The sequence below is a fragment of the Novosphingobium sp. EMRT-2 genome (assembly GCF_005145025.1).
GTDB lineage: Bacteria > Pseudomonadota > Alphaproteobacteria > Sphingomonadales > Sphingomonadaceae > Novosphingobium.
This window is the reverse complement of the sequence record NZ_CP039697.1, coordinates 312,918-339,755: the sequence shown is the minus strand read 5'-3', so window position 1 is coordinate 339,755 and position 26,838 is coordinate 312,918. Positions and strand designations below refer to the sequence as shown.

22 protein-coding genes are annotated in these 26,838 nt (G+C 65.0%); 8 read left to right on the top strand and 14 right to left on the bottom strand.

The genetic code is table 11. The features are described 5' to 3' along the window. Positions 1-7: 7 nt before the first annotated feature. A complete protein-coding gene (locus FA702_RS19640; protein ID WP_233497287.1) occupies positions 8-1,036 on the bottom strand; it encodes an AraC family transcriptional regulator in 1,029 nt (342 codons plus the stop codon). A gap of 55 nt (positions 1,037-1,091) precedes the next feature. Further along, positions 1,092-1,832, bottom strand: coding sequence for an aspartate/glutamate racemase family protein (locus FA702_RS19635; RefSeq protein ID WP_136957788.1), 741 nt, complete (start codon positions 1,830-1,832; stop codon positions 1,092-1,094). Positions 1,833-2,134: 302 nt separating this feature from the next. On the opposite strand from FA702_RS19635, the gene FA702_RS19630 reads away from it, so the two are divergent. Both FA702_RS19630 and FA702_RS19625 read left to right on the top strand, forming a co-directional pair. After that, positions 2,135-2,491, top strand: coding sequence for a hypothetical protein (locus FA702_RS19630; RefSeq protein ID WP_136957787.1), 357 nt, complete (start codon positions 2,135-2,137; stop codon positions 2,489-2,491). Beyond that, entirely contained in the window at positions 2,488-3,678 is a 1,191-nt protein-coding gene (locus FA702_RS19625; protein ID WP_136957786.1) for an SRPBCC family protein, read from the top strand. Before FA702_RS19630 ends, FA702_RS19625 begins: the two co-directional genes overlap by 4 nt. 12 nt (positions 3,679-3,690) lie before the next feature. Here the strand turns inward: FA702_RS19625 and FA702_RS19620 are convergent, their stop codons facing one another. The 6 genes from FA702_RS19620 to FA702_RS19595 form a co-directional block, all read right to left on the bottom strand. Continuing rightward, a complete protein-coding gene (locus tag FA702_RS19620; RefSeq protein WP_136957785.1) occupies positions 3,691-4,674 on the bottom strand; it encodes an NADPH:quinone oxidoreductase family protein in 984 nt (327 codons plus the stop codon). Between the two features lie 59 nt (positions 4,675-4,733). After that, the gene (locus FA702_RS19615) at positions 4,734-5,921 is read right to left on the bottom strand and encodes a cytochrome P450 (RefSeq protein WP_255504905.1); all 1,188 of its coding nucleotides are present in this window, start codon (positions 5,919-5,921) and stop codon (positions 4,734-4,736) included. A 47-nt stretch (positions 5,922-5,968) separates the two neighbouring features. Then, on the bottom strand, positions 5,969-7,921 hold the full coding sequence (locus tag FA702_RS19610; protein WP_136957784.1) for an NAD(P)/FAD-dependent oxidoreductase: 1,953 nt from the start codon (positions 7,919-7,921) through the stop codon (positions 5,969-5,971). Positions 7,922-8,014: 93 nt separating this feature from the next. After that, entirely contained in the window at positions 8,015-9,649 is a 1,635-nt protein-coding gene (locus tag FA702_RS19605) for an AMP-binding protein (RefSeq protein ID WP_136957783.1), read from the bottom strand. Between the two features lie 43 nt (positions 9,650-9,692). Continuing rightward, a complete protein-coding gene (locus FA702_RS19600; RefSeq protein WP_125953324.1) occupies positions 9,693-10,343 on the bottom strand; it encodes a TetR/AcrR family transcriptional regulator in 651 nt (216 codons plus the stop codon). Then, complete coding sequence (locus FA702_RS19595) at positions 10,340-11,494, bottom strand: iron-containing alcohol dehydrogenase (protein ID WP_255504904.1); 1,155 nt, start codon at positions 11,492-11,494, stop codon at positions 10,340-10,342. The genes FA702_RS19600 and FA702_RS19595 overlap by 4 nt, the downstream gene beginning before the upstream one ends. Before the next feature lie 200 nt (positions 11,495-11,694). Between FA702_RS19595 and FA702_RS19590 the strand changes: the two genes are divergently transcribed. Next, on the top strand, positions 11,695-12,921 hold the full coding sequence (locus tag FA702_RS19590) for a CaiB/BaiF CoA-transferase family protein (protein ID WP_136957781.1): 1,227 nt from the start codon (positions 11,695-11,697) through the stop codon (positions 12,919-12,921). Here the strand turns inward: FA702_RS19590 and FA702_RS19585 are convergent. The 3 genes from FA702_RS19585 to FA702_RS19575 form a co-directional block, all read right to left on the bottom strand. Next, positions 12,918-13,814: an MBL fold metallo-hydrolase gene (locus tag FA702_RS19585; RefSeq protein ID WP_136957780.1), complete on the bottom strand. Its 897-nt coding sequence runs from the start codon at positions 13,812-13,814 to the stop codon at positions 12,918-12,920. The two genes, FA702_RS19590 and FA702_RS19585, sit on opposite strands and share 4 nt — an antisense overlap. A 22-nt stretch (positions 13,815-13,836) precedes the next feature. Further along, entirely contained in the window at positions 13,837-16,104 is a 2,268-nt protein-coding gene (locus tag FA702_RS19580; protein WP_136957779.1) for a TonB-dependent receptor, read from the bottom strand. 234 nt (positions 16,105-16,338) lie between these two features. Then, positions 16,339-17,235 carry a LysR family transcriptional regulator gene (locus FA702_RS19575; RefSeq protein ID WP_136957778.1) on the bottom strand — a complete coding sequence of 299 codons (897 nt, stop codon included), beginning with the start codon at positions 17,233-17,235 and terminating at the stop codon, positions 16,339-16,341. A gap of 107 nt (positions 17,236-17,342) precedes the next feature. Here FA702_RS19575 and FA702_RS19570 point away from each other — a divergent pair, with 107 nt between their 5' ends. From FA702_RS19570 to pcaD, 4 genes are read left to right on the top strand one after another with little or no spacing between them, the layout of a single operon-like run. Continuing rightward, positions 17,343-18,500, top strand: a complete 1,158-nt coding sequence (locus FA702_RS19570) for a muconate/chloromuconate family cycloisomerase (RefSeq protein ID WP_136957777.1) — start codon at positions 17,343-17,345, stop codon at positions 18,498-18,500. 2 nt (positions 18,501-18,502) lie between these two features. Continuing rightward, complete coding sequence (gene catC / locus FA702_RS19565) at positions 18,503-18,793, top strand: muconolactone Delta-isomerase (RefSeq protein WP_124808560.1); 291 nt, start codon at positions 18,503-18,505, stop codon at positions 18,791-18,793. A 27-nt stretch (positions 18,794-18,820) separates the two neighbouring features. Then, the gene (catA, locus tag FA702_RS19560; protein ID WP_136957776.1) at positions 18,821-19,750 is read left to right on the top strand and encodes a catechol 1,2-dioxygenase; all 930 of its coding nucleotides are present in this window, start codon (positions 18,821-18,823) and stop codon (positions 19,748-19,750) included. Then, positions 19,747-20,559, top strand: coding sequence for a 3-oxoadipate enol-lactonase (gene pcaD / locus FA702_RS19555; protein ID WP_136957775.1), 813 nt, complete (start codon positions 19,747-19,749; stop codon positions 20,557-20,559). Before catA ends, pcaD begins: the two co-directional genes overlap by 4 nt. On the opposite strand, the gene FA702_RS19550 is transcribed toward pcaD, so the two are convergent. The 3 genes from FA702_RS19550 to FA702_RS19540 form a co-directional block, all read right to left on the bottom strand. After that, positions 20,552-21,565: an AraC family transcriptional regulator gene (locus tag FA702_RS19550; RefSeq protein WP_255504903.1), complete on the bottom strand. Its 1,014-nt coding sequence runs from the start codon at positions 21,563-21,565 to the stop codon at positions 20,552-20,554. The genes pcaD and FA702_RS19550 overlap by 8 nt on opposite strands. A 179-nt stretch (positions 21,566-21,744) precedes the next feature. Next, entirely contained in the window at positions 21,745-22,542 is a 798-nt protein-coding gene (locus FA702_RS19545) for an SDR family oxidoreductase (RefSeq protein WP_136957774.1), read from the bottom strand. A 2-nt stretch (positions 22,543-22,544) separates the two neighbouring features. Beyond that, positions 22,545-24,947 carry a TonB-dependent receptor gene (locus FA702_RS19540; RefSeq protein WP_136957773.1) on the bottom strand — a complete coding sequence of 801 codons (2,403 nt, stop codon included), beginning with the start codon at positions 24,945-24,947 and terminating at the stop codon, positions 22,545-22,547. A gap of 260 nt (positions 24,948-25,207) precedes the next feature. Here FA702_RS19540 and FA702_RS19535 point away from each other — a divergent pair, with 260 nt between their 5' ends. Then, positions 25,208-26,689 (top strand): NAD(P)/FAD-dependent oxidoreductase, encoded by a 1,482-nt coding sequence (locus FA702_RS19535; RefSeq protein ID WP_136957772.1) that lies wholly within the window; start codon positions 25,208-25,210, stop codon positions 26,687-26,689. Positions 26,690-26,838 lie beyond the last annotated feature (149 nt).

Sequence of the window (26,838 nt, the reverse complement as noted above, 5' to 3'; positions counted from 1 at the left end):
TTCGCGATCAGCGGCCGGACATGCGCTTCAGCGTCATCGACGGCCGCTCGCCGAACCGTTCGAGGTAATCGCGGGCGAATTTCGACAGGTGGGTGAAACCACAGGCCAGCGCGACTTCTGTGACAGAAACGCCGGTATCGGCGCCCTCGCGCAATTGCCGCCGTGCCAGATCGAGCCGGTGGTTCTTGAGATAGAGCATCGGCGTGGTGTTGCGGAAGCGCCGGAAGCCCGCATGGAGCGACCGCGCGCTGACACCGGAAACGACGATCATTTCTTCCAGCGTGATCGGCGCTTGCGCGTGTTCGTGGATGAACTCCTCGACCCGGCGCACGTAATAGGGGGCGGGGCACGAAGCCGGCGCGTCGAACAGGTCGGAATGGTTATGGGGCACGGCGGCCAGCAACAGCCGCTGGAGTGTCTCCTCCACCGCGCCGCTTGCGCGCGCATGGTTGAACCCGCTCAACCCGGTTTCGATGCCGGAATCGAGATTGTCGCACACGGTGCGAACAAGCTGCGCGAACGCGGCGGCCGCGCCTTCGAGCCGAACCGGTTGCGGCGAGAAATGAAGGTCACCCGGCCGAAACCCCAGTTCCTGCGCCAGAATGGCCTCCAGCCCGCTCTTGTCCATCTTGACGGTGAAGTGCTTGTAGCCGTCTCCGAACATCTGCCGGACCTTGGCGTCGGGGCCAAGCACGCACATCTGGCCGGGGTGCAGCTCAAAGGTCGCGTTGTCCTGCGTGATCTGCGCGACGCCGCGCAGCGAGAACTGGACAAGATAGAGCACGTCGGTCGGCGGGATGTTCACCACCACCCGGCCATAGGGGTTGCCGTAGTCGGTGGCGTTGAACGTGACCGACTTGAGCGAGGCCTGATGGTGCCGGAATGCAAGGGGCGGGTTGCCGCCTTCCACCCGCAGGTCGTGCGGGCAGAACATGCGGCTCATGTGATCATGGACCTCGTTGATATCGCGTGTCGCTAGGCGCGTCAGGCTGGGCAGCGGAAGATCGCTGCCATCCCAAGAGCGGACAGAAGTCATGGCTGGGATCATTATCGTTGGACCTCCGCTTGAGCTGGTCGATTCCGCTCCCGATTCACGCTGCTTCGAAGACGTTGTCGATGATCCTCTCGGGCGGCGCAAAGCCCTTTCTACTATGGGACAGGCCAAGGTCGATCAAAGTTTCGCACGCCTTGAATGCGACGAGGCCGGGATTGAGCACCGGCACGGGCAGGTGCGCGGCGAGATAGGCGTGCGACTGGTGCATGGTGGTCGATCCCAGCACCAGCACGTCCGCCCCGTCCTCCTCGATCGCGCGGCGCGCGGCGTCCATCAGCAGCGGGAAGACGCTGTCCTCCTTGCCCGCCAGCAGTTCGGCGGTATCGGGGCGCACGCCGATCGAGCGGATCGCGGCGAGGCGGTGGTGCAGTCCCTGTTCGGTCAGGACCTTGTCATAGAGCCAGCGCCAGTTATCCCACATCGACAGGATCGCGAATTTCTTGCCGAGCTGGCAGGCGAGATGATAGGTCGCCTGTGCCGTGCCGACCACGGGGATGGTCAACCGCGACCGCAGCGCTGCCACGCCGGAATCGCTCATCGAATTGATGCAGACCGCGCTGAAGCCCTCCTCCTCCGCGCGGCATCCCGCCTCCAGGCAGAAGGCATCGGCGATCGTGCCTTCATAGAGGGAATCGAGCGTCGCCCCGCCGCGCGCCGCGCAGGCGAACTCGATGGCGATGTCCGGCCGGACCAGCCCGGCGGGGATCTGGCCGGCGAATGCGGCAAGGGCTTGCTGCGGCACCGGCACGGGAACGATCATCTTGATGCGATGGGTCATGAACGGTTCTCCGGGTATCGCCTTGCGCCAGCGCTCCCTGCGGCGCCGGGTGGCAAAATTTCCCTGATTCCGGTGGAAGCGTGATCCCTGAGGTTTGCCGCGTCCAATACTGAATCTGCGCCACTTCATACCTAACAGGTATTATATCCCATCGAAGTGACGGGTTCGCACGGCCTGTCCGTTGCCGGCGCGGATCGTGTCGAAATTCCGCACTCAGCGGTCACCGGCTGCAGGGGCGGGATAGCGTTTCGGCGCGGCGTTCCCGCAGTCTCCTCATGCCGTGGCGCGACAGGGAGGGCTGTGTGGAACGCGAATTGCCTGAAGGGTTTGAAGATCTGCTGCCGTTCCTGGACTGGGCAAGACCCACCGAGGGGGAACGCAACGACAAGCGCTGGTCGTCCTCGCTCGAAGAGAGCCAGGTGTTCTACGATACCATGCTGGAGCGCAGCCCCGCCGCCTTTGAATATTTCGGACAGCGGCCCCTGTCGGAAATCGACGGGGCGGATCGCACTCTTCTCGACATGTGCCTAGCCCTCGCGGAATGTTCCGCCACGATCGAGATGTATGGCGATCCTGCGCCCAAATACGTCTTCCCGATCTCCCGTTTCGTCCCCACGCATGATGCCTGGCCGCTGGCCGGCAAGGGAGCCGCCGCATGAGCACCGCACCGTGCCGTTTCATGGATCGCTATCCCGAAGAGGGCCGCGGCCCGATCCCGGTCGAGCGCTATACCTCCCAGGAATACTTTGATCTGGAGCGCGAGCGGGTGTTCCGCCGCAAGTGGCTCAACGTCGGGCGCGTGGAACAGGCGCCCAATCCGGGCGATTATTTCGTCGCCGACCTCAAGATCCTCGACACTTCGCTGCTGGTGATCCGCGGCAAGGACGGAGAATATCGCGCGTTCCACAATATGTGTTCGCACCGTGGCGCACCGGTAGCGTGGGATGCGGAAGGGTCATGCCGCGGCTATCTGGCCTGCCGCTTCCACGGCTGGGTCTATGACACCACCGGCAAGCTGGTGCAGATCACCGATGCCGAGAACTTCCCCGGCGTAAATCCGGCGGAAAATGGCCTCACGCCCGTTCATTGCGCCATCTGGAAGGGTTTCATCTTCGTCAATCTGGCGGACCGGCCCGAACAGACGCTGCTCGAATACCTGGGACCGGTGGCGGACGAGATCGGCCGGTTCGACTTTAACGGCTATACGCCCGCATTTTCGTACCGCATCGACGAGCAGGTGAACTGGAAGACCTTGCAGGAAGCCCAGCTCGAAGGCTGGCACTTGCCCTACCTGCACGAAAAGACGCTGGCCCGCGCGGTCAAGATCGATGGCAACCAGTATCGCCACACCGCGATCGAACTGCATGGTTTGCACGGCGTGTTGGGTTCGCCGCCGCCCGATTCCTTCACGCCTCCGCCTACCGCGCTGCTTGCCAGCCGTTTCGGCACGGGGACGGTGCAGGCCTTCGGGACCAAGGTCGAAAACGCGGGCGAAGGCTATCGCTTCCGGGGCTCGTTCGATTTCTGGCACATCTTCCCGAACTTCTTCGTCGGGCTGCTCAATGGCCTGTTCTTCACGTTCAACATCTGGCCCGTCGCGGTCGACCGCAGCGTATGGGAGATCAAGGGATACTATCCGCCGGTGCGCACCGCCGGGGAACTCTTCGCCCGCGAATACTCCAAGATCGGCCTGCGCGATCCGATGATGGAAGACTGCTTCACGCACGAGCTAATCTGCGCGCAGCTCAAGTCTGGCGCCAAGAACCACATCTTCTTCCAGGATGAGGAGATGCTGGCCCGGCACCTCAGCAATGGCGTCGATCGTTGCGTGCGGGGCCTGGCCTGAAGGGCCAGTGTCCTAACCGGATTGCAGCGCAATAACGGGTTTACCGCTCCGATCGCGCCTTTGAAGACTGCGGAAGGCGTCCTTTGATGCGGCGAAATCGTGTTTGCAGACGGGCGGAGAGGCAAGTTCGCCGCGTGCGATCCGGTCCAGAAGGGTCTTGACCCGTTCGGCAAAGCGGTCCGGCTCGCTTTCGGCAAAATCGCGGATGTCCACGCCCAGCAGATCGGCATTCTTCAGCAGGGCCAGATTGACGGGCAACGCGGGAATCCCGCCAGCGGCAAAGCCGATGACGAGATGGCGTCCGCGCTTGGCCAGACTGCGGAAGGCCGGTTCGGTCAGCGGTCCACCCAAGGGATCGACTACCACGTCCGGCGCCTTGCCTTTCAGCACCGCCCGCAATTCATCCCGCCAGCCCGGCGCGGATAGATCGACCGTCGCCATCGCACCCCTTGCCATGGCGGCGTCCCGTCGATGGCCAGCAGAAACGCCGGCGACCGGGATCGCTCCGTTCGCCCGGGCGATTTGCATGGCCGCGCCGCCCACGCCGCCGTTCGCGCCGAGAACGAAAACCGTCTCGCCGGGCTGCAGGCGGCCGCGCACGTTCAGGGCGTAATCGGCTGTGGCGTAATCGAGCACTACTGCGGCGGCGGTCTCGAGGGGTACGCGATCGGGCACCGCAACAAGGGCGCCGGTCGGGACCGTGCAGTATTCGGCAAGGCCGCCACCCATCCGCCAGGCGACGACGCGCTGGCCCGCCGACCACCCGGTCACCCCTTCGCCGACGGCATCGATCGTACCGGCGATCTCGCCGCCGGGAACATAGGGCAGCGGCGGCTTCCACTGGTACTGGCCGGCTATCAGCAGTCCGTCGACGAAGCCCAGACCCACCGCGTTGACGCGCAGACGCACTTCCCCGCTTGCCGGCTGCGGCACGGGCGCTTCATCCAGCACGAGCGCATCGATACCATCGAGACGGTGGACAGCGACGCGCTTCATGCGGGCGCATCCCAAGTGCCCTTAAGCGACGTCAGGCCACGAAACAGGAAGTTTTCGCGTCAGTGGGCATTCGCGCTATCCACGCGCATGTGCGGCAACGTGCGCGCGAGGTGTTCGAAAGCGACCCGCGCCTCGATCCGGGCCAGTTCGGCGCCGACGCAGAAGTGGATGCCGCCGCCGAAGGTCAGGTGACCAGCATCCCCGCGCGCGATGTCGAAGGCATCGGGATCGGCGAACTTGCGCGGATCACGGTTGGCTGCGCCGATCAAGGTCAGCACCCGTTGCCCGGCGCGGACCGGGTGGTCGCCGATCGTGGTGTCGGCCAGCGCGGTGCGGTAGGTGGCGATGAGCGAGCTTTGGTGGCGCAGCGCTTCCTCGCACGCGCCCGATGCCATGCCGGCGGGGTCAGCAACCAGCCTGGCCCACTGTTCCGGATGGGCGTGCAGGGCGTGAAGGCCATTGCCGATGATGTTGGCGGTGGTTTCGAAGCCCGCCCCGAACAGGCCAATGGTAACAGTGATCGCCTCGTGCACCGAAAGCCCGTCCGGCTCCTGCCCGGTGCGGGCCAGCGCGGTCAACAGGTCATCGCGCGGGTTGGCAAGGCGGTCGGCGAATTGCGCCTCGAAGAAGGCTTCGAGTTCCAGGATGCGGCGGTTGGCGAGCGCCAGTTCGGCGGGACTCAGGATGCGCGCCTCGAACACCGTGAAGGCTTCCGGGATGGCCGCGATCAGATCGGCCATTTCGGGCGCTTCGTAATCGATACCCATCAGGTCGCAGATGACCATGACCGGGAACTTGTAGGCGAATTCGGTAATCAGGTCGGCGTGGCCGCGCGCCTGGAAACCATCCGTCAGCTCCCGCGCGATTTCACGGATGCGTGGCTCCATCGCGCGAACCCGCTTGGCGGTCAGCGAACCCACCACCAGATTGCGGATGCGCGTGTGCTGGGGCGGGTCCTGCATGATGAAGACTTCGGACAACCAGCGGTAGGCGGGATTGGCCAGCACGTCGAAGTCCGGTCCGTAGAACAGGCGCAAGTTTGCCGCGAAATCGCCGGTGCCGAAATCCTTGCGGTTCATCAGCACATCGCGCACGTGTTCGTGCCGGGAGACCACCCAGTAGCCATATTTGGACCAGTGAAACGGATCGCGTTCGCGCAAGGCGGTGAAAGTGGGCCAGGGATCGGGGATCAGCGCCGGGTCCGAAGTATCAAGCGGAGGGATGGCCGCTGCGGTATCGATGTCCATGCTGTTCTCTCTCCCCTTCCAACCCGGTTGTTTGACCCCGTCGCGCCTCAGGCGGCCTGTTCGGCCTTGTCCGTGGGCGTTCCGGTGAATCTCAGGTCTTCTGCCTTCGCCTCGCGCGTCATCCGCCAGAAGGCATCGTTGCGCCATGGCGTGATGGCGATCACCCGCCCGCGCGAATTGCGATACCAGTTGGTTGCACCGGGATGGGTCCACACCAGCTTTTCGTGCGCGGCGTCGATCCGGGCCTTGTAGTCGCCATAGACGTCCTCGCGCACCTCGACCGCGTCCGCGCCCGATCGGACCAGCGCCTCGATCACGCGCGTGGCGTAGTGCGCCTGGTTTTCGATGTTGCGGATCATGCTGCCGCCGTGGCCCGAACCGACGTTGGGGCCAAGGAGGATGAAGAAGTTGGGAAAGCCCGGAACCAGCGTGCCGAGATAGGCAGCGGCGTTGTCGCCCTCCCAGAAATCGCGCAGCACGCGCCCTTCTCGCCCGATCACGTCATAGGAGCCGAGCACGTTGGCCGCCTGGAAGCCCGTGGCCAGGATCAGCACGTCCGCCTCGAACGCCTCGCCATCCTGCGCGATCAGCGTGGAGCCGCGCACTTCCGCAAGGCGCTGGGGAACAAGCCGCACGTGCGGCTTGCGCAGCGTGCGATACCACCCATTGTCGAGCAGCATCCGCTTGGCGAACGGGGGATAGTCGGGAAGCACCAGCGGGAGAAGGTCCTGCCGTTCGCCCAGTTCCTCGCGCACGTAGCGGGTAAAGAACTCGCGGTGGCCGTCGTTGATCGCGTTGACGGCGCGCGCCGGTTCGGCCCAGTCGGGATCGCGGAACAGCGTGCCGTGCACGCGGTCGTTGAACGTCCACGACAGGCGTTGTTCCACCCACGCGCGGTACAGCGGCACCACCTGCATCAGATAGCGCACGCCGGTCGGCACGGGCTTGCGGAACTGCGGGAAAGGCGCGGCCCATTGTTTGGAGCGCGCGAACAGGGTTAGCTCGGCAACCTCGTCGGCAATCGCCGGCACCACCTGCATCGCCGAGGCGCCATTGCCGACGACAGCCACGCGCTTGCCCTTCAGGTCGATATCCTGCGGCCAGTCGCTGGTGTGCACGATCCGGCCCGCAAAGCCCGAAAGGCCCTTGATGTCGGGCACGACCGGCATGTTGAGAATGCCAACCGCGCTCATCACGATATCGGCGTGGTGGATTTCCTGCTGGCCGTCCCCGGTGCGGACGGTGACCTGCCACTGGTTCCGGTCCGCCAGCCATTCGGCCCGCTCCACCGTGGTGCCGAAGCGGACGCGATCATAGAGGCCCGTCTCGCGCGCGGTTTCGAGCAGGTAGTTCTCGATCTCGTCGCGCAGGGGGAAGAAGGCCGACCAGTCGTTGGGGCGGAACGAGAAGGTGTAGGTCAGGTTCGGCGTATCGACGCCGCAGCCGGGATAGCGGTTTTCCCACCAGGTGCCGCCAAATTCCGTATTCTTTTCGAAGATCGTGTGCGCGATGCCCATTTCGCGCAGGCGCACCGCGGCGACCATGCCCGAAATGCCCGCGCCGATGATGATCGCCGTGAGCGGCTTTGCCGGGCGTGCAGGTTCCGGCGCGGGATCGAGGTGCATCGTCGCGGCGACGATGTCGCCATATTCGGGCGGCACGGCCTCGGTCATGGCGACCGCCAGCATCGCGGCGAGATCGGCATTGGCGGGCCTTGGTAGCGCGGGTTCCTGCCCCTCGATCCATGCATCGATCGCTTGCCACGCGGCTTCGCGAATCTCGTTCTGGATGTCCTCGGGCAGACCGCCGCTATCGTTGTCGTCCAGCCCCTTCCCCCGGCGCGGCGCATAGGGCGGTTCGAGATAGCGCCGGTCGCCGGTCAGCTGGACCAGCACCATGAGCAGGGCGGGGATATTGGCCTCATCCACGCCCTGCCGCAGCAGCGCGCGGTCGATCGCGTCGGCGGCAAAGGGGCGGTCGGTGATCTTCGGAGCGGTCATGGCAATCCTCGTTGGCCGCGCGTTCGGGCAAGCTTCATACCTTAAATAAGAAATATCTACTCATGAGTATCAGGAGTCAATCGCGGACGCGTACTAGCCCGCGAAGCTCTCCCGCCGCACGCGCATTCCGGCCTTTTCCCGATCCCAGGTGTCGCCGGTGATGCCCTGCGCGCGCAGATCCCCTTTCAGCACCTTGGCCGAAGGCGTCTTGGGCAGCTCGTCCAGCACGCGGATGTAACGGGGCACCATGAAATAGGGCATCCGTTCGATCAGGAAGCGGGCGAGTTCGGGAACGTCGATCGTCTGCCCCGGCACCGGCGCAACGATGACCATGACCTCGTCCTCGGAGAATTCGCTGGGCACGGCGATCGCCGCCGCCTCGCGCACGGCGGGGTGGGCGCAGACTTCCACTTCGACCTCGAACGAGGAGATGTTCTCGCCGCGCCGACGGATCGCGTCCTTCACGCGGTCGACGAAGTAGAAGTAGCCGTCCTCGTCGCGGCGGAAGGCGTCGCCCGTGTGGAACCAGCCGTTGGCCCATGCCTTGGCGGTGGCTTCCGGGTTGCGGTTGTATCCGCTGTTCATGCCCCACGGACGGTCCGTGCGCACCAGCATCTCGCCGATTTCGCCCACCGGCACTTCGCAATCGTTGGCGTCGACCAGCCGCACTTCCACGCCCGGTCGCGCGCGGCCGCAGGTGCCGCGCTTCACCGGGTTGGCCTCGGACACGATCGGAGAGGAAATCTCGGTCATGTTGAAGATGGTGTAGATGTCGATGCCGAAGCGCTCGGTGAAGGCGGGCGCATCGTCGGTAAGTGGGACCATGAAGGCCTTGCGCACGGTGTGGTTGCGATCCTCGGGTGAGGGCGGGCGCTTCATCAGGAACGTGGCCATCACGCCCAGCAGGAAGACGACCGTGGCCCGCGTGCGTGCGGCGATTTCCCAGAAGCGGTCGGTCGAAAAGCTTTCGACCATGGCCACAGAGGCGCCGCGCGCCAGCATCACGAACGGCGGCCCCATGCCGCCGATATGGAATATCGGCGCCACGCACATGTAGCGGTCGTCCTCACCCACCATCGGCCAGGATTCGGGGCCGGCGTTGGAGAACATGTGCAGGTACGATGACAGCACGCCCTTCGATGGCCCTGTGGTGCCCGAGGTATAGATGATCGACTGGATGTCCCAGGGCTGGATCGGCCGTTCGAGCGCGGACACGGCATCGCCATCAAGATCATCGAAGCGCGTCACGTCCAGCCCGACGTCGGGCGCTTCGCCCTGCGTCGTCAGCACCAGCTGGCGCAGGGCGGCGCGGTCGATTTCGCCAAGCCGGCCCACGAGATCGGGATGGGCGATGATCAGATCCGCCCCGGAATTCGCGACGACGTGGGCGAGCAGGTTGCCGCGGTAGGCGGTGTTGAACGGCACGAACACCGCACCAAGGTAGTTGATCGCATAGAACGCCAGCAGCGCATCACGCCCGTTGGGCAGCCAGACCGCCACGAAATCGCCTTGCCGCACGCCCAGCCTTTCCAGGCCGGCGGCTTTTGCGATGGTGCGGCGGCGCACTTCGGCAAAGGTCCATTCCTCGCCGTCTTCCCAGACGACGTGGACCTTGTCCGCGCGTTCGCTGGCCCAGCGGTCGACGAGATAGCGCAGCACGCATTCGTCGCGGTTGGGGATGCGCGGGTCGGTGAAATCGCGCGCGGTCTTCGGGTTGGTATCGGTCATCGGTCCTCTCCGCGCCCGGCTGGCGGGCGTCTGAGGACAGCGGTCAATCGAGGCCGATCAGCCGCAGGCAGGCCTTCATGGCCTGATCCGCCACTGCATCGCCAGACCGACTGCTGCCCGGGCGGTAGCAATAGGTAATCCAGCTGAGCAGCCCGCCGATCCAGATCGACATCGCCGGCGCGTCGGGCACGGTGATGTACCCGTCGCGCACGCAATCCTCGATCATCTTGCCGATGCGCAGGTCGAATTCGTGGCGCAGGCGCAGGATGCGCTGTGCGTCCGTCCGGTCAAGGTTCATCATCTCGCGCTGGTACACAACGAGATATTCGTTGCGGTCGATGATGATCTTCGCCACTTCGCGCAGCGAGGCCTTGAGCAGGTCTATCGACGTCCGTTCCGTTTCCGCGATCCTGTCCAGGGCGGCGAGCGATTCGGTAACCCCGAGTTCGCAGATGGCGCACAGGATCGCGGCCTTGCCCTTGAAGTAGGTGTAGAGAAACGGCTTGGTCGCGCTCAGCCGGTCAGCGAGCATTTCCAGCGTTGCCGCCTCGTATCCCTTTTCGAAGAACAGCGCGGCGGCCTCTTCGAGAATACGGGCCTGCTTGAACGCGACCACACCGGTTCTGATCTCGCGCCCGGTGGGCGCGGCGGTGCTGCGTTGGCGCGGCTTGGCGGCAGTGCTGGACTTGGTCATGCGGCCTTTCTCAGAATTTCCAGGATATCGGCGGGCGAACGCACCGGCCGCGGATTGGTTCTCCCCCATATATCAAGCATGGTATATTCCGCTACCTGCTGGAAACGGTCTTCGCCCACGCCCACTTCCGCCAGGGTGCGCGGCATCCCCAGGCTGCGGATAAACGCATCCAGCGCTTCGGACGCCGTGCCATGGGTGTTGCCCAGGCACTGCAGGATGCGGCCCTGCCGGCTGGCATCGTGCTCGGCGTTCCAGGCCAGCACATAGGGCGACATCACGCAGGACGTGTAGCCGTGGGGAACGTCGCACGTCCCACCCAGAATATGGCCGATGGCATGGCTGGCTCCCATGGGCACGCCACCGATGATCGAGATCATCGATTGCCACGCGCCGATCTGGCATTTCAGCCGCGCTTCCATGTCCTGCGGGTTCGCCTTGGCGCGGCTCAGCCCCTCGACCAGCAGGCGCAGCGCACTATCGGCCAGCCCGTCGGCGAAATCGTTGGAAAGATGCGAGGCCAGCGTTTCGACCGCGTGGTCGACCGCGCGCACGCCGGTGGAGAGCCACAGCCATTCGGGGGTATAGACGGTCAGGGCCGGGTCAAGCACGACCATCACCGGCGCCATGTTGCGATGTTCGTAGCCCTGCTTGTGCTGGATCGCCTCGTCCGTGGCGCCGGAGAGCGCATTGAATTCGCCGCCGGACAGTGTCGTTGGCACGCAGATGACGCGCACGTCGGGACCGACGGTCAGGGGATTGATGACATTGCCACCATCGTCGACATAGACGTGCAGCGGCTCGAACGCTTCGACGCTGCGCACATCGTGCTTGAGCAGCAGCGCGATGATCTTGGCGCTGTCCGTGACGGAACCGCCGCCGACCGAAACGATCAGGTCCGCGCCGTCCGCCCGCGCCGCATCGGCGGCGCGCAACACGTCCGAACGCGGAGCATGCGGCGCGATGCCGCTGAACGTGGCGGCATGGCGATCGCCAAGCGCACGCTCGATCGCGGCAATCTCTTCCGTCTTCGTGCGCAGGGTCTCGGACGCCAGAATGAAGACGCGACGCGCGCCCATTTTCTCCGCCTGGTCGCGGATCGCCTCGCGGGCGGGGGTGCCCATCGTGATCCGTTCGGTTTCGGTAAACGTCATTTCACTGGCTCTGACGCTGCCCACGGCTTTCTCCTTTCTGCGCGCCTGTCCGCCCTTTGGCCGGCGCTTGCGCATAGAGTGCCACGGGAAGGCATTACCCGCTAGTATATTTTTCGACCTATGATAAGGATTGTGCAAAGATAGTGGCCTGACAAGGCGTAGGGCGTCCTTGCCGTGGCGCAACAGGGGAAGAAGAGCAGATGGATAATGCCGGCACCGTGCCCTTGAAAGACAACGCCGAGGGGACGGAGCGCAACGGTGTGTCACATGCCGGACCGCCACGGGGGCCGCTTGCCGGAATTCGCGTGCTGGAATTTGCCGGGCTGGGGCCGACGCCGTTCAGTGCGATGCTGCTTGCCGATTTCGGGGCGGACGTGTTGCGCGTGGAGCGGATCGGCCACGTGTCGGCCGCCGGCGGGGACGAGCGCCACAACTACCTCAACCGCAGCCGCCATACCATCGGGCTCGATCTCAAGAGCGCGCAAGGCCTGGCGCTGGCGCGCGACCTTGCTTCCCGGGCGGACGTGCTGATCGAAGGCTTCCGGCCCGGCGCGATGGAACGGCTCGGGCTCGGCCCTGACGCGCTCTGCGCGCTCAACCCGCGCCTGATCTATGCACGCATGACGGGGTGGGGGCAGACCGGACCGCTGGCGCACACGGCCGGGCACGATATCAACTATCTGGCGCTGACCGGCGGCCTTGAACTGATCGGGCCGCCGGATCGCCCCCCGCCGCCGCCGCTCAATTTCGCGGCGAACTTCGGCGGCGGCGGCATGGTGCTTGTCGCGGGCATCCTCGCCGCGCTGGTCGAGCGGTCGACCAGCGGCAAGGGGCAGGTGATCGATGCGGCGATGATCGATGGCGCGTCGCTGTTGATGACCCAGGTCTTCGCCTGGACCCGCATGGGCATCTGGCGTGAAGGGCGCGGTGGCAATCTGCTTGATGGAAGCGCCTATTTCTACCGTTGCTACGAGACTGCCGATGGACGCCACATGGCGGTCGGCGCGCTGGAGCCGCAGTTCCACGCCTTGTTCGTGCAGGCGCTCGGGCTCGATCCGGCCGAGTTCGCCGATCACCTGAATCCCGCCCACTGGGAAGCGCGCGCCGCGCGTATCGCGGCGATTTTTCGCACGCGCACGCAAGCGGAATGGACGCGCGTTTTCGAAGGCATCGATGCCTGCGTCACGCCCGTGCTTTCGCCGCAGGAAGCACTGACCCATCCGGCGAACCTTGCCCGCGGCGTGCATGTTGGCCCGCCCGATGCACGCCAGCCCGCGCCCGCCCCGCGCCTTTCGCGCACGCCGGGCGCCATGCGGTCCATGCCGGCGCTGGCGGGAGAAGGCGGAGTTGCGGCGCTCGAGCAGTGGAACTTCGACAACCACGCAATCCGCGCATTGACGGAAGCAGGCGTTCTCTCTGCTGTCTAAAGCGGGTTCAGGACGGGGCGGAAGCCGCTGCCTTCGCGCAGCACACGCGCCATGTGGCTGCCGCCGAAGTGCGCCGGAATCAGCAGCGCCTCACGCGATGCGGCAAGGTCCAGCACCTTGCGCCGCGTTTCGCGCGCCTGTTCCGGTTCCTCGCAGAAAATGCTGTTCCATTCGGGACGGTAGATCTGTGCGGGGTGATGGACCACATCGCCCACGAACATCGCGGTGTCTCCACCGCTGGCAACTTCCAGCATCATGCTGCCGGGCGTGTGCCCGGGGCAGGAGCGCAGGACGAGGCCTTGGTCCACCTCGAAGCCATCGTCGGCCCATTCGGCGCGCCCGGCCTCGATGATCGGGCGCACGCTGTCATCGAACATGCCGGCGTTGACCGCCGCGCCGATCCCGGCCGGGCCGGCGGCCTCGTCCTGCGGGTCCCAGTACGCGCGGTCGGCGAGTGGCAGGACATAGCGCGCGTTGCGGAAGGTCGGCTCCCAGCGCCCTTCGACCAGCCGGGTGTTCCAGCCGACATGGTCGACATGAATGTGCGAGCAGACCACCACGTCGATGTCCTCGGGCTGGAAACCGGCTGCCGCCAGATTGCCGAGGAAATCAGTTTGCAGGTTGCCGAAGATGGGCAGGTTCGGCCGGTCCTTGTCGTTGCCGGCGCCGGTATCGAACAGGATGCGCTGCCGGCCCGTATCGAGCACCCAGCTTTGCAGAAAGGCAAAGAGCTTGCCGCTTGCCGGATCGTAGTATTCCGGCGCGAACTCTTCGGCATGGGGCTCCCATCCATCGGATGTGAACCCCGCGAACAGGTCTGCCGGAGGCGAGAACGTACCTTGCCACTCCTCGATGCGATGAACCTTCACGGTTCCGATATCAAAGCGGTCCATCTCGCCTCCGGTCCGATTTCCGTCAGAAATTGAAAGCGGCGGTCACTCCGTAGGTGCGGGGCGGCATGACCGAACCGACGCGGACGTAGGCGAAGGTCGCCGCCGTGATGATGTTGTTCGAGATGACGAACTTGTTGGTCAGGTTCTTCACCCACGCGCCGATCGAATAGCGATCGTTCGGCGAATGCCAGGTCAGGCCCGCGTTCGCCATGGCATAGGCGCCCTGTTCGGCGTCGCGGTTGTTGAATTCGGTGAAGTACACTTTCGACTGCCACTTGATGTCGCCGTTCACCGCCAGACGGCTGTCGTTGCCAAGCGGAATGTCCCAGTTGAACCCGCCGCCGAACGTAAAGCGCGGCGCGTTCGGCAGGCGCTTGCCGCTCAGGTCGACAAGGCCCGGATCGGTTGGGCACGGCGCGTAGGAAATGCCGGGACGCGCGGGGAAGCCAGCCCCGTAATAGGCGTTGCAGAACTTGGTGAACTGGGCGTTGAGGTAGGACGCCGAAAGGTTGATCCGGAAATTGCGCGTAACCCGGCCTTCCAGCTCCAGCTCGCCGCCATAGTTGCGCGCGGTCGCCGCGTTGATCGTCTGCACGATCGAGTTGGCGTTGACGAAGCTGACCTGAAGATCCTTGTAATCGTAATAGAACACCGCGCCGCTCAGCAGCAGGCGGTTGTCCGCCAGCTTCTGCTTGAAGCCCGCTTCGTAGCTCCACACCGTTTCCGGGTTGATCGCCGCATCGGTGCTGCCGATGTTGATCACGCCCGACTTGAAGCCCTTGGTGACGCTGGCGTAGAGCAGCGAGGTGTCGCTCGGCTTGAATTCGAGCAGCACCTTGGGCGTCACGGACGACCAGCCCTTGGCCTTGTCGGTCGGAATGTTCACGCCCAGAGCGTCGAAGCGGAAATAGCCCACGCCGTTGCGGTGTTCGTAGTTGTAGCGCGCGCCGGCGGTCAGCTTCAGCGTGGGGCTGATGTCGACCGCGCCCTGCAGATAGACGCCCACGGCATCGATCTTGACGGTGCCGTTCTGTTCATAGGCGCCGTTGTCGAAGGTGTTGGCCGGAAGGCCGAACAGCACGCCCAGATTGACGGTCGGCACCAGCACTTGCCCGGTGAGCTTTTCGTGGAAATACATCGCGCCACCAAGCAGCGAGAAGCCGTTGCCCTGGTAATTCACCGTCACTTCCTGGCTGAAGGCGCGGCTCTTTTCGACGTAGTTATTCTGCCCGGCAAGATTGACGTCCGAGACGTCAAGATCGTCCCGCTGGAAGCGATCGAACGTGCGATAGGCGGTAATGGACTTTACCGTCGTCGCGCCCAGATCCCAGTCCAGCGTGCCGGTGATGCCATAGCCCTTGCGCTTGTTGATCGCTTCCTCGTCGGAATAGATATTACGCAGGTTGGGCTTCTGATTGCGGGCCGCGTAATAGTCGAAAATCGATTTCCCGCCGATCAGGTTGTGGAATACCGCGGCTTCGGGAATGACCGACGGCCCGAAGTAGTGGAACGCGTAATTGTTGTCGTCTTCGTGGAAATGATCGCCGACGATGGTTGCCTTGAAGTTATACGCGAGTTTGGCAACGATAGTGCCGCGCAGCGAATAGGCATCGCGATCGTCCACCGGCTTTCCGGTGAACAGATTGACGCCGTAGCCATCACGCTTTTCATACTTGCCGGCCAGGCGCACGAGCAGTTTGTCGCCCGAAAGCGGACCACCCACGGCGGCTTCGATCACCTTCGAGTCATAGTTGCCGTAGGTTGCGCGCAGGTAGCCGTCGAGCTTTTCGGTTGGCATCGCCGTCACGAGATTGATCGCGCCCGCGGTCGCGCCCCGGCCGTAGAGGATCGATTGCGGTCCGCGCAGAACCTCGATCTGGCCCAGGTCGAAAAACCCGCTCAACTGCTGTGCCGGGCGGGCGAGGATCGCGCCGTTCTGCAGGAAGGCGACGGCGCCTTCGCCGCCGACGTCGAAGTTGTTGAGGCCCACGCCGCGAATGAAGGTGCGGTTGACGCCGAACTGGTCGCCGATCGAGACGTTCGGCACGACAACCTGAAGGTCGCCGATGTTCTGCACGCCGCCGGGGCCAATGTCGGCCGCGGTAATGGCGCTGACTGCCGCCGCCACTCTGCCCAGGGTGGTATTCTGCTTGGTTGCGGTTACGATGATTTCCGCGGCGGACGGCGTGGCCGGCGAACCATCCTCGGCGGCCTGAGCCACGGCGGCTGCCGGAAACAGCAGCGCGATGCCCAGCGGTGCATGGCAAATTGCTCGCAACCCAAGCTTCATCGGAACTCCCCCAAATTGCCTCGCCGTTCTTACGGCGCTTTGTAGCTACCCGTGGGTATATATTGCATTCTCTTGGTAATCAAGAGTGCTCGAGGTGGTTTGAAACGCGTGGCTCGAGGCCGCTGCACCAGGTCATCGGAAAGCGAGCCGGCGGCGCCGGAACCGAGGGATTCCAGCGAGATGCGCCGTGTTTCCATCACTCCGGGCGCCTGGTGCCATGCGCGTAAGGGGAGGCTAGTCGCCGTGCATTCCGTGCACATCGCGGCTGATCGCGATCAGTTCCGCCAGTTCGGCGGACACGTCGCCCATGCGATGAATCATCATGATTGGCGACCGTGCGGTGCTGTCGGCGATGGGCAGATAGGCCACATCGTCGCGCCGGAAGCGCTGCACCGATTCCGGAACGATGGTGAAGCCGGCGTGGGCGGCAACCAGGCCGATCGCGGTCTGGAGTTCGCGTACTTCCTGCACGCCGCTTGGTTGCAGGCCGGCATCATGAAAAATGCTAAAGACCTGGTCCGCATAACTCGGGCGGGCCGGGCGCGGATAAGCGATCAAGGTATCGCCGATCAGGTCCGCCAGATGGACCGGGCGTTGCGCCAGAGCGAGGGGGTGGTCGGCCGCAACTGCCGCCAGCAGCGTCTCTTCGGACAGTACGATCCGGCGGATGGCCGGGTCCTCGAATCGCAGCCGGCCAAAGCCGGCGTCGATGCGCCCTTCCTTCAGCGCCGCGATCTGCTCGGTCGTGGTGCATTCGAGGACGGAGACCTCGACGTTGGTGGCGCGATCGCGGAACAGGCGGATCACTTCGGGCAGCGGGCCGAACAGGATGGAACCGACGAAACCGATCACGAACCGCCGCTGCCCGTGCCCGGTGAAGCGGCGCATCATGTCGCGCAGCTGGTCGACGCCCGCCAGCAGCGGCACGGCATGTTCGTAAAGCAGCCGTCCGGCCTCGGTCAGCCGCACGGGCCGGGAATCACGGTTGAACAGGTCGGCGCCGATTTCCTCCTCCAGCTGCCGGATCTGCCGGCTCAGCGGCGGCTGCGCCACGTTGAGCACTTCCGCCGCGCGCGTGAAGTTCTGTTCGTTGGCCACGGCAACGAAATAGCGAAGGTGCCTCAGTTCCATATCATATCCAAAAGGTATCGCTTCGGACCGAGACGATCTTTCACGAACGCGGGTGGAGTCAATACAAGAGCCGCAATATATATGGCGGTTGGGAAGGGAATCGGCCTTTGGCGACTATAGACGCAATCGATACCTGGATCGTCGATGTCCCGACGATCCGCCCCCACGTGCTGTCGATGACCTCGATCAGCCGCCAGTCGATGGTGCTCGTGCGCGTGCTCTGTTCCGATGGCGTGTCCGGGCTCGGCGAAGGGACGACGATCGGCGGGCTTGCCTATGGCGACGAAAGCCCGGAAAGCATCAAGCTCACCATCGATACCTATTTCGCGCCGCTGTTGGTCGGCGCGGATTCCGCGATGCCGGCCGCACTGATGACGCGGCTGCGGCAGAACGTCGTGGGCAACCACTTCGCCAAGAACGCGGTGGAGACGGCGCTGCTCGATTGCGTTGCGCGGCGTGCCGGCGTGCCGCTCTCTGATCTGTTGGGTGGTCGGCAGCACGATCGCCTGCCGGTATTGTGGACGCTGGCCAGCGGCGATACCGCGAAGGATATCGCCGAAGCCGAAGCGATGATCGCGGCGCGGCGGCACAACGTGTTCAAGCTCAAGATCGGCAAGCGCCCCCTGGCCGATGACGTCGCCCATGCCGGCGCGATCAAGCGGGCGCTGGGCGCCAGCGCCTCGGTGCGGGTGGACGTGAACCAGGCGTGGGACGAACAGACCGCACGCAAGGGCGCGCGGATGCTGGCGGATGCGGGGATCGATCTGATCGAACAGCCGTTGCCGCGGGCCGACCGGGCCGGCATGGCGCGCCTTGCCGCCAGCGCTCCCCTGGCGATCATGGCGGACGAGGCCTTGCGCGGCACGCACGACGCTTTCGATCTTGCCGCGATCCGCGCCGGCGATGCCTTCTCGATCAAGGCGGCGCAGGCCGGCGGGCTGATCGCGGCGGCAAAGGTCGCGGCGATCGCGGAGGCGGCGCATATCGGCCTCTACGGCGGCACGATGCTGGAAGGCAGCGTGGGCACGGCGGCGGCGGCGCACCTCTGTTCGACGTTCGCCACGCTGGCATGGGGCACCGAATTGTTCGGGCCGCTGCTGCAGACCGAGGAAATCCTCGCCACGCCGCTCGAATACGCCGATTTCGCGCTGACCGTGCCCACGGGGCCGGGGCTCGGGATCGAGCTTGACGAGGACAAGGTCAGCCGCTTCCGCCGCGATGCGCCGCAACGCACCGTGGTCATGCTCAACCAGGCCGCGAGGTAATCATGCTCTTTCAGGTAGAAATGCTCGTCAAGGTGCCGGCGCATCTCGATCCGGCCGAATTCGACCGACTCAAGGCCGAGGAAAAGGCGCGGGCCGAAGACCTGCAACGGGCTGGCACGTGGCGGCACCTGTGGCGGCACGTCGGCGCCTACGCCAACACCAGCATCTTCGACGTGGCCAGCAACGAGGAGCTTCATGCCATCCTCACCGGCCTGCCGCTGTTCCCGTTCATGGACATCACGGTGACGGCGCTGTGCCGCCACCCTTCGTCCATTCACAGTGACGACCGCTGAGGTCGCGCAAGCTCAAGGAGAGGTTTCATGGCATCACAACTCGTGCAGGAATCCGGCGTGCAGAGCTACCTCGACCGCATTGCCGGCGTGGACCAGGCCGGCGGTGACGCGCGCACCAAGGCGATCGTGCGGCGCATCGTGTCAGACCTGTTCACCACCATCGACGATTTCGACGTGACCGCCGAGGAATTCTGGCATGCGCTGCACTTCCTGCAGGAAGCCGCCCCGGAATTCGGGCTGATTGCGCCGGGTCTCGGCTTCGATCACTTCCTCGACATCCGCATGGACCGGGCCGACAAGGCCGCCGGCATCGCGGGCGGCACGCCGCGCACGATCGAGGGGCCGCTCTACGTGCCTGGCGCGCCGCTGGCCAAGAGCTTCGCGCGGCTGGACGATGGCACCGACACGGGCGAGACGCTGATCATGCATGGGCGCGTGTTCGATCTCGATGGCAAGCCGGTGGCCGGCGCGATCGTCGACGTGTGGCACGCCAATACCAAGGGCGGCTATTCGGTGTTCGACCCTTCGCAGACCGCATACAACAACCGCCGCCGCATCGAGACCGGGACCGACGGCAGCTACAAGTTCCGCAGCATCGTGCCGTCGGGCTATTCGGTGCCGCCGCAGGGCGGCACGGATCGCCTCCTGTCGGCGATCGGTCGCCACGGCAACCGTCCGGCGCATATCCACTTCTTCGTGTCCGCGCCCGGCTATCGCCATCTGACCACGCAGATCAACATCAACGGCGACCCCTATCTGCACGACGATTTCGCTTTCGCCACGCACGACGATCTCATCCCGGAGATCGTGCGTCGCGAGGAACCGGAAGCGATTCACGCCGAGAACCTCAACGGCCCGTTCAGCGAAATCGCGTTCGATTTCGTGCTGCACGCGGCGACCGACACCGCGGAAACTGAACTGATGGCGCGCCATCGCGCTCCTGCGGTTCCCGCATGATCGAATCGGGAAGGGCGATGGCGGGTGATGGCTGCGCCATCGCCTGGCGCATGGACGGCCCTAAAGACGGGCCGGAGCTAGGGGCTGCCGATGCGCCGGTCGTCATCCTGTCCAACTCGCTCGGCACCGCGCTGGAGATGTGGGCGCCGCAGGTGGCGGCACTGTCCGCCAGCTTCCGGGTGCTGCGCTATGACACGCGCGGCCATGGGCATTCCAGCGTACCGGCCGGCGCTTACGGGCTGGACCGGCTGGGCCGCGACGTGCTCGACCTGATGGATGCGCTGGGCATCGCGCGCGCGCACTTCTGCGGGCTGTCGCTCGGCGGGATGACCGGCCAGTGGCTCGGCGTTCATGCGCCCGATCGGTTCGACCGGCTCGTGCTGGCCAACACCGCCGCTTACATGGGGCCGCCTTCGGGGTGGCAGGCACGCATTGCCAGCGTGCTGGAGAACGGCATGGCGGTGATGACCTCGGCCCTTCTCGAACGCTGGTTCACGCCTGAGTTCCGCGCCGCCGCGCCTGACAGCATCGCGCCGGTGCGCGAGGGGCTGCTGGCGACATCGCCCGCGGGCTACGCTGGATGCTGCGCCGCGATCCGCGACATGGACATGCGCCCGGTGATCGGCCTGATCGACCTGCCGACGCTGGTGATCGCCGGCGCGAGCGACCCGGCCACGCCTCCCGCCGATGGCGAAGTCCTTGCCGCCCGCATCGCCGGATCGCAATTGGTCACGCTCGATGCCGCGCACCTGTCGAACATCGAACAATCTGCGGCGTTCAACGCCGCGCTGCTCGATTTCCTCAGTTGAGGTTGCGCAGCGTTTCCGAAGGCAGCTCGCCGAACATCTTGCGATACTGCGCGGAAAAGCGGCCGAACTGGTAAAAGCCCCATTTGCAGGCGACGGACGTGACCGATGTGCCCGGCTCTGCCTGGCGCAGATCGTCCCGCGCGCGCTCCAGCCGCACCGCTTTGAGGAAAGCCATTGGCGAGGTGCCGCGAAAGCGGCGGAAGCCGTCGAACAGCGCGCGGGCGCTGACGCCGCTAACATCGACCAACTGGTCCAGCGTCACCGGCTCGGCGGCGTGTGCGATAATGAACTGCTCCACGCGGCGGACGTGGTGCGGCGCGATCTTGCACGGTTGCGGGCGCAGATGCTCCGAATAGTTGTTGGGGTGGCTTTCCAGCAGTTTCAGGATCAGCAGCGTTTCGAGGCTTCCAAGCACCGCGCGGCTTTCGCTTCCCGATGCGGCGGAAAGTTCCATGCTGAGCAGCGACGCATAGTGCCACCAGTGCGCGTTGCCGGCATTGACCGGCATCTCCTGCGCGAATTCGAGTTCGCGGCTGAGCGGACGGCCGATCATCATCGTGGCGTGGTGATCGAGCGCCCGGTTGCTGATCTGGACCACGCGCTGCGTGCAGTCGGCGGACCAGTGCATCCGTTTGAGATCGCGCGTGTTGACGACCGAAGCGATCGCCGGAGTGCTCAGGACGGTCCCCCGGCGCGTGCCGACCTCGGCCGCCCCCGCGAGCGGCTGCATCAGCAGCAGCATATCCTCGTCCTCGATCCCCTCGATCGATACTTCCGCGCCATAGGTCATCGCGCCGATGCCGATGTCGTTCAGGCGCTTGTGGTTGAGCCAGGCGTCGAGCCGTTCGCCGCGTCGCGCCACCGAGAGGTGGTGCGGGCAATAGGTCCGCGCGATGTGCTCGCGCACTTCGCTGAGGCTGTTGGATGCAAAGACGGCAAAGCCCGGCAATGTCTCGCAGGCATTGCCGCCCGTCATCATGGCAATCTGGCCGCCAAGGCCTGGCATGGAACCGCTGCCCACTGTTCCCCCCGTGATTTTGCTCCCTGTTTTGACAGTCAGGATCATACGGGCACCCTGGAGAGTCAATGGGCAGGGATGGGGCGCGAACCCCTGAATCCTGCGCCCGGAGGCTGCTTTCCGCGTTGACATGTCACCGATAGGCCAGGCGCGGCACGGACCGGCGATTATGCTGTCATGAGCCGGGCGATCGGATCGTCGCGCTGTTCCGGCCCCAGCGCCAGATAACCGCCATCCACGGCCACTTCCGCGCCGTTCATGAAGCGCGCCGCGTCCGAGCAGAGGAAGACGACCACGTCCGCCACTTCCGCCGCGTCGGCGATCCGGCCGGGCATGTGGAACACCCCGCCTACTGCATCGGCTTTCGCCCGATCGTCCGCGCTCATGGCAAGGATGGCGTTGGACCACGTCCAGGCCGGCGTCACCGCATTGACGCGCACGCCACGGCGCGCGAAATCCAGCGCCTGGCTGCGCGTAAGCTGCGCCACGGCGGCCTTGATCGCCGGATAGACGAAGCGCCCCTTTTGCGCGCGATGGCCACTGACGCTGGAAAAGTTGACGATCGCGCCGCCGTGGGCGGCAAGGTGTTCCTGCGCCCGTTGCGCGAACATCGCGCCACCGACCAGGCCGATGTCGAGCGCCTTGAGCCAGGTCTCGCGCTTCGTCGCCAGCCCGTCGTCGAGGTAGGAGGTCGTCACGTTGACGAGGAAGTCCAGCCGCCCGAACCGGGCGATCGCGCTGGCGATACAGGCGTCGATCGCCGTATCGGACGTGACGTCGGTTTCGACGAACAGGGCCTCGGAACCGAGATCGGCTTCGGCGCGCTCGCCGCCTGTGCGGTCGATATCCGCGATGACCGCCCGCACACCTTGCGCGAGGAAGGCGCGGGCGACCGCCACCCCGATCAGGGTGGCGCCCCCGGCGATGATGGCGGTGCGGCCCGCCAGTTCTTCGTACCGCGCCATGGTCAGAACGACCACTTGAGGCCGGCCGACCATTCGCGCGGCCGTGCGTAAAGCTTTTCGTAGAGCCCGAACGATGCGCCATAGACCCCGGTCTGAAGGTACTGCTTGTCGGTCAGGTTGGTCACGCCCGCGAAGACCGAAACCTTTTCGCCGGGGAAAGTGTAGGTCACGTTGGCGTTGAACAGGCTGTAGCTCGGCTGGTAGAGTTCGGGCGAATTGAGCGCGTCCATGTAGGCGCCCGAACGGTACGACCAGTCGATCCGCGCACGGACGTTGCCGCCGTTTGCGAGTTCCACGCTCTTGGAGACGGCGCCGCTCAGGCTCCAGTTGGAAACGCGTTCGAACTTTGACGCCAGCGTGATTTCGGCGGCGGCGGGATCGATCGCGGTGAACCGGGGGTGCAGATAGCCAAGGCTGCCTTCCAGGAACCAGCCGGCCCCAGCGTCGAGGCGGCCCTCCAGTTCCAGCCCCTTGATTTCGGCCGAAGCCGCGTTCTTGGTGACCGGCGCGATGCCGGTGAAGACCTGCACCTGCAATTCATCGTACTTGGTCAGGAACAGCGCGCCGTTCAGCGTCAGGCGGCGGTTGAACAGCTTCGACTTGAAGCCGATTTCATAGGCTGTGGCCTTTTCTGCGCCGAACTGGGGAATGTTCGCCTGCGGCGGGAACACGCGCTGGACGAAGCCGCCGCTCTTGAACCCTTTGGAGAACGAGGCATAGGCCAGCACGTTGTCCGCCACATGGAACGCGATATTGGCGCTGGGCGTTACCGCATCCTCGTTGCGATAGGCGGTGACATAGGGCAGCACGCGCGTCTGCGGGGTGTTCGGGCTGGCCGCGATCAGCGCGCCGCCGGTCTTGTCCACCAGGATTTCCTGATCGGGAAGGAACGACTTCTTGTCCTTGGTGTAGCGCAAACCGAACGTCAGATCGATCAGCGGGATCGGTGTCCAGGTCGCCTGCCCAAACGCGGCATAGCTTTTCGTGGCGAACTTGCCGCCCGACCGGAAGGTCACCGGCGTAAAGTCCAGATTATTGATATTGTTGCCGTTCTCGTTGAAGTAATAGAGGCCTACCACGTATTTCAGCTTGTCGTCCGCGGTATTGCCCAGCACCTGCAGTTCCTGGCTGAACTGGTGCTGCTTGAGGATGTCCGCCAGGTGCAGGATCGTGAACGGCGAATGATCGCCGTCGCGGGCATAGTCGCCGCTGACGTGACGATAGGCGGTGATCGACTTCAGTTGCACCGGGCCGAGATCCCAATCGATCACGGCCTGCGCGCCCCACAGGTCGTTTCTCGCATATTGCGGGCCGGTGCCGGCATCGGCGCCGTCGCCCACGATGAAGCGGTTGCTGAAGCAGGCCGCGGCATTGCCTTGTGGGCTGTAGGGCGCGAACGCGAAGCACGGCTGCCCGCCCAGCAGCGTGGCGAAATAGTTGTGCAGCAGCGTGAAGTTGTCGGTGGGCGCATCGAACGGCGGATTCAGCACATAGGCGCCCGCCGTGGCGGGGCTGCCGGGTGGCAGCATCGGCAGGTTCTGCGGGTTGAAGATAGCGGACTTGTACGTGACGCCCGAAAGCACGAAGGCCGGGCCGTTGGTGCGATCGCGCGTGCCTTCCACCGCAAGATTGACCTCGAAGGTGCTGCTTGGCTTCCAGCGCAGGTCGAACCGGCCGGTCAGCGTGCCGACATCGCCCAGCTCGCGGCCATCGACGAGGTGCCTGACGTAGCCATCGCGGTTGAAGGTGGCGACGGTGACCTTGGAGAACAGCGTGTCCGAAAGCGGGATGTTGGCGCTCGCCTTCACGTCGATGCGGCTGAAGCGGCCGGTCGTGACTTGCAGGTTGCCCGATGGCGTTTCATCCGGCTTTTTCGTGGTGATGCTGATCGCTCCGCCGATGGTATTGCGGCCGAACAGCGTGCCTTGCGGCCCGCGCAGGATCTCGACACGTTCGACGTCGACCAGATCGAGCAGTGCACCGACCGAACGGGCGACATAGACGCCATCGACATAGACGCCCACGCCGGGTTCGGTGGTAGGCAGGAATTCCTTCTGCCCGATCCCGCGAATGTAGATCGCCGCCGACGATCCCGCACCGCCGAAGCTGGGGTTGTTCTGCAAGGTCATGTTCGGGGTGAAGCTGGCCAGGCCATCTATCTTCTGCACGCCGCGCGCCTCGATCGCCGCGCCCGAGAAGGCGGAGATGGCCAGCGGGACCGATTGCGCGCTTTCCTCGCGCTTGCGGGCCGTGACGACGATATCGCCGGCTAGCGGATCGGTCGATGACGCGCTTTCGGTGGCGGGTGCGGTCATCTGCGCCATGGCGATGCCGGGCAGGGCAACGGACGCGGAAAGCGATACGAGCAATCCCGCAAGGCGCGGGCCATTGGACAGAGCAGTCATTTTTCCCCCCAGAGATCATGGAAGATCGCTTGATCCGTTCGGTCGACGGAGTGGGGTGCATCTCGTCACGGGTTGGGGCGGGGGAATATTCAGGGGCCGCACGCAATGTGCGCCTAGTGCGACTTTGCATGCGTTTGCCGCTGGCGGCGCAGGCGCGCCGTGCAAATGCTGCCGCCCGCGCACAATCCACGCACTGGGCGCATAGGCCGCCCGCGCCTCGAAACCCTACCCGATGTCCTGTCGCATAGGGGATAGACAGGATGGCAGGAACAATCGCGATCGTGGGTGCGGGCATTGCCGGGCTATGCACCGCCAAGACGCTGGCCGCGCTTGGGTTCGAGGTGACGGTGTTCGAAAAGGAGCCGGATCTTGGCGGGGTGTGGTCGTCCTCGCGCCGCTATCCGGGCCTGACCACGCAGAACCCGCGCGAGACTTACGCCTTTTCCGACTGGCCGATGCCTGATGACTATCCGGAATGGCCGTCCGGCGCGCAGATGCAGGCCTATCTGGCGAGCTATGCCGATCATTTCGGAGTAACGCCGCGCATCCGCTTTTCACACACGGTCCTGGCGACGTGCGAACGCGCGGATGCGCCGGGCTGGACCCTGAAACTCGCCGGCCCCGGCGGCGAGACGGAACAGGCGTTCGACTGGCTGATCCTGTGCAACGGCATCTTTTCGATCCCTGCGGTGCCGCCGTTTCCGGGTACGGACGCGTTCGAGGCGGCCGGGGGGCGGGTGCTGCATACCAGCCAGTTCACCGATCCCGCGCAGGCCAGCGGCCGCCACGTGCTGGTGGTGGGCTACGGCAAGTCTTCGTGCGATGTCGCCAACGCCATCGCCCCGCGCAGCGCCAGCACCACGATGGTGGTGCGCCATCTGATCTGGAAGATACCCAAGCGCATCGGCAATGTCCTCAATTTCAAGCACCTGTTCCTAAATCGGCTGGGCGAGGGGCTTTTTCCGTGGATGGAGCTCAAGGGGTTCGAGGCGTTCCTGCACGGCTCCGGCCTGCTCGGGGCCGGAAAATTCATCCGCAATGCCTTGCTGGCCACGGTGCAGGGCGTGATCGGCCGCCAGCTTGGCCTCAAGCGGATCGGGCTGGACCCCGGAACGCCGCTGGAAACCATCGCGCGCAGCACGGTCAGCCTCGTCAGCGATGGCTTCTACGACAAGGTGGCCAGAGGCCAGCTCGGGTTCGAGCGCGATGCCGAGATCGTCCTTTTGGCGCCCGGCCGCGCGATGCTCTCCAACGGCCGCGACCTGCCCGCCGATCTGGTGATCTGCGGCACGGGCTGGCATCAGCGCGTCGATTTCCTGCCCGATGCGACGCGCGCCAGGGTGACCGACCGTCAGGGCAATTTCCGCCTGTACCGCTCGATGGTGCCCCTGGGCGTGCCGCGCCTGTTGTTCAACGGCTACAATTCGTCGTTCTTCTGCCAGCTCAACGCCGAAATGGGCGCGATCTGGATCGCCGCGCTGCTGACCGGCCGGCTCACCCTGCCCGATGATGCGGCGCAGGGTGCCGATATCGACCGCCGGCTGGCGTGGATGGATGCGCGCACCGGCGGACGCCATTGCAAGGGCACCAATATCGTGCCGTTCTCGATCCACCATGTCGACGAACTGCTGGTCGATCTTGGTCTGGAACTGCCACGCTCCGTCCGCCTTGCCCAATGGGTGCGGACGGTTCGCGCGTCCGACTTCGCGAGTGTCGGGCGGCGTTTCCGGGCAGGCGCCTAGGCCTGCCCGCGAGGCGCTCGTCCGGCCTGGCGCGTCCTATCCGCCGGTCGCGGGGGAGGATACCGGCACATCGGCACGACGATTCGTGTGGGCCACTCCCTTTTCATTATAGCGCTGAATATAAAGCATATTATGATACTTGAATATTC

What these genes read in the sequence shown, in the direction of transcription:
- FA702_RS19640 (WP_233497287.1), bottom strand. Translation starts at nt 1,036, where the DNA reads ATGACTTCTGTCCGCTCTTGGGATGGCAGCGATCTTCCGCTGCCCAGC.
- FA702_RS19635 (WP_136957788.1), bottom strand. Translation starts at nt 1,832, where the DNA reads ATGACCCATCGCATCAAGATGATCGTTCCCGTGCCGGTGCCGCAGCAA.
- FA702_RS19625 (WP_136957786.1), top strand. Translation starts at nt 2,488, where the DNA reads ATGAGCACCGCACCGTGCCGTTTCATGGATCGCTATCCCGAAGAGGGC.
- FA702_RS19620 (WP_136957785.1), bottom strand. Translation starts at nt 4,674, where the DNA reads ATGAAGCGCGTCGCTGTCCACCGTCTCGATGGTATCGATGCGCTCGTG.
- FA702_RS19615 (WP_255504905.1), bottom strand. Translation starts at nt 5,921, where the DNA reads ATGGACATCGATACCGCAGCGGCCATCCCTCCGCTTGATACTTCGGAC.
- FA702_RS19610 (WP_136957784.1), bottom strand. Translation starts at nt 7,921, where the DNA reads ATGACCGCTCCGAAGATCACCGACCGCCCCTTTGCCGCCGACGCGATC.
- FA702_RS19605 (WP_136957783.1), bottom strand. Translation starts at nt 9,649, where the DNA reads ATGACCGATACCAACCCGAAGACCGCGCGCGATTTCACCGACCCGCGC.
- FA702_RS19600 (WP_125953324.1), bottom strand. Translation starts at nt 10,343, where the DNA reads ATGACCAAGTCCAGCACTGCCGCCAAGCCGCGCCAACGCAGCACCGCC.
- FA702_RS19595 (WP_255504904.1), bottom strand. Translation starts at nt 11,494, where the DNA reads ATGACGTTTACCGAAACCGAACGGATCACGATGGGCACCCCCGCCCGC.
- FA702_RS19590 (WP_136957781.1), top strand. Translation starts at nt 11,695, where the DNA reads ATGGATAATGCCGGCACCGTGCCCTTGAAAGACAACGCCGAGGGGACG.
- FA702_RS19585 (WP_136957780.1), bottom strand. Translation starts at nt 13,814, where the DNA reads ATGGACCGCTTTGATATCGGAACCGTGAAGGTTCATCGCATCGAGGAG.
- FA702_RS19580 (WP_136957779.1), bottom strand. Translation starts at nt 16,104, where the DNA reads ATGAAGCTTGGGTTGCGAGCAATTTGCCATGCACCGCTGGGCATCGCG.
- FA702_RS19575 (WP_136957778.1), bottom strand. Translation starts at nt 17,235, where the DNA reads ATGGAACTGAGGCACCTTCGCTATTTCGTTGCCGTGGCCAACGAACAG.
- catC (WP_124808560.1), top strand. Translation starts at nt 18,503, where the DNA reads ATGCTCTTTCAGGTAGAAATGCTCGTCAAGGTGCCGGCGCATCTCGAT.
- catA (WP_136957776.1), top strand. Translation starts at nt 18,821, where the DNA reads ATGGCATCACAACTCGTGCAGGAATCCGGCGTGCAGAGCTACCTCGAC.
- pcaD (WP_136957775.1), top strand. Translation starts at nt 19,747, where the DNA reads ATGATCGAATCGGGAAGGGCGATGGCGGGTGATGGCTGCGCCATCGCC.
- FA702_RS19550 (WP_255504903.1), bottom strand. Translation starts at nt 21,565, where the DNA reads ATGCCAGGCCTTGGCGGCCAGATTGCCATGATGACGGGCGGCAATGCC.
- FA702_RS19545 (WP_136957774.1), bottom strand. Translation starts at nt 22,542, where the DNA reads ATGGCGCGGTACGAAGAACTGGCGGGCCGCACCGCCATCATCGCCGGG.
- FA702_RS19540 (WP_136957773.1), bottom strand. Translation starts at nt 24,947, where the DNA reads ATGACTGCTCTGTCCAATGGCCCGCGCCTTGCGGGATTGCTCGTATCG.
- FA702_RS19535 (WP_136957772.1), top strand. Translation starts at nt 25,208, where the DNA reads ATGGCAGGAACAATCGCGATCGTGGGTGCGGGCATTGCCGGGCTATGC.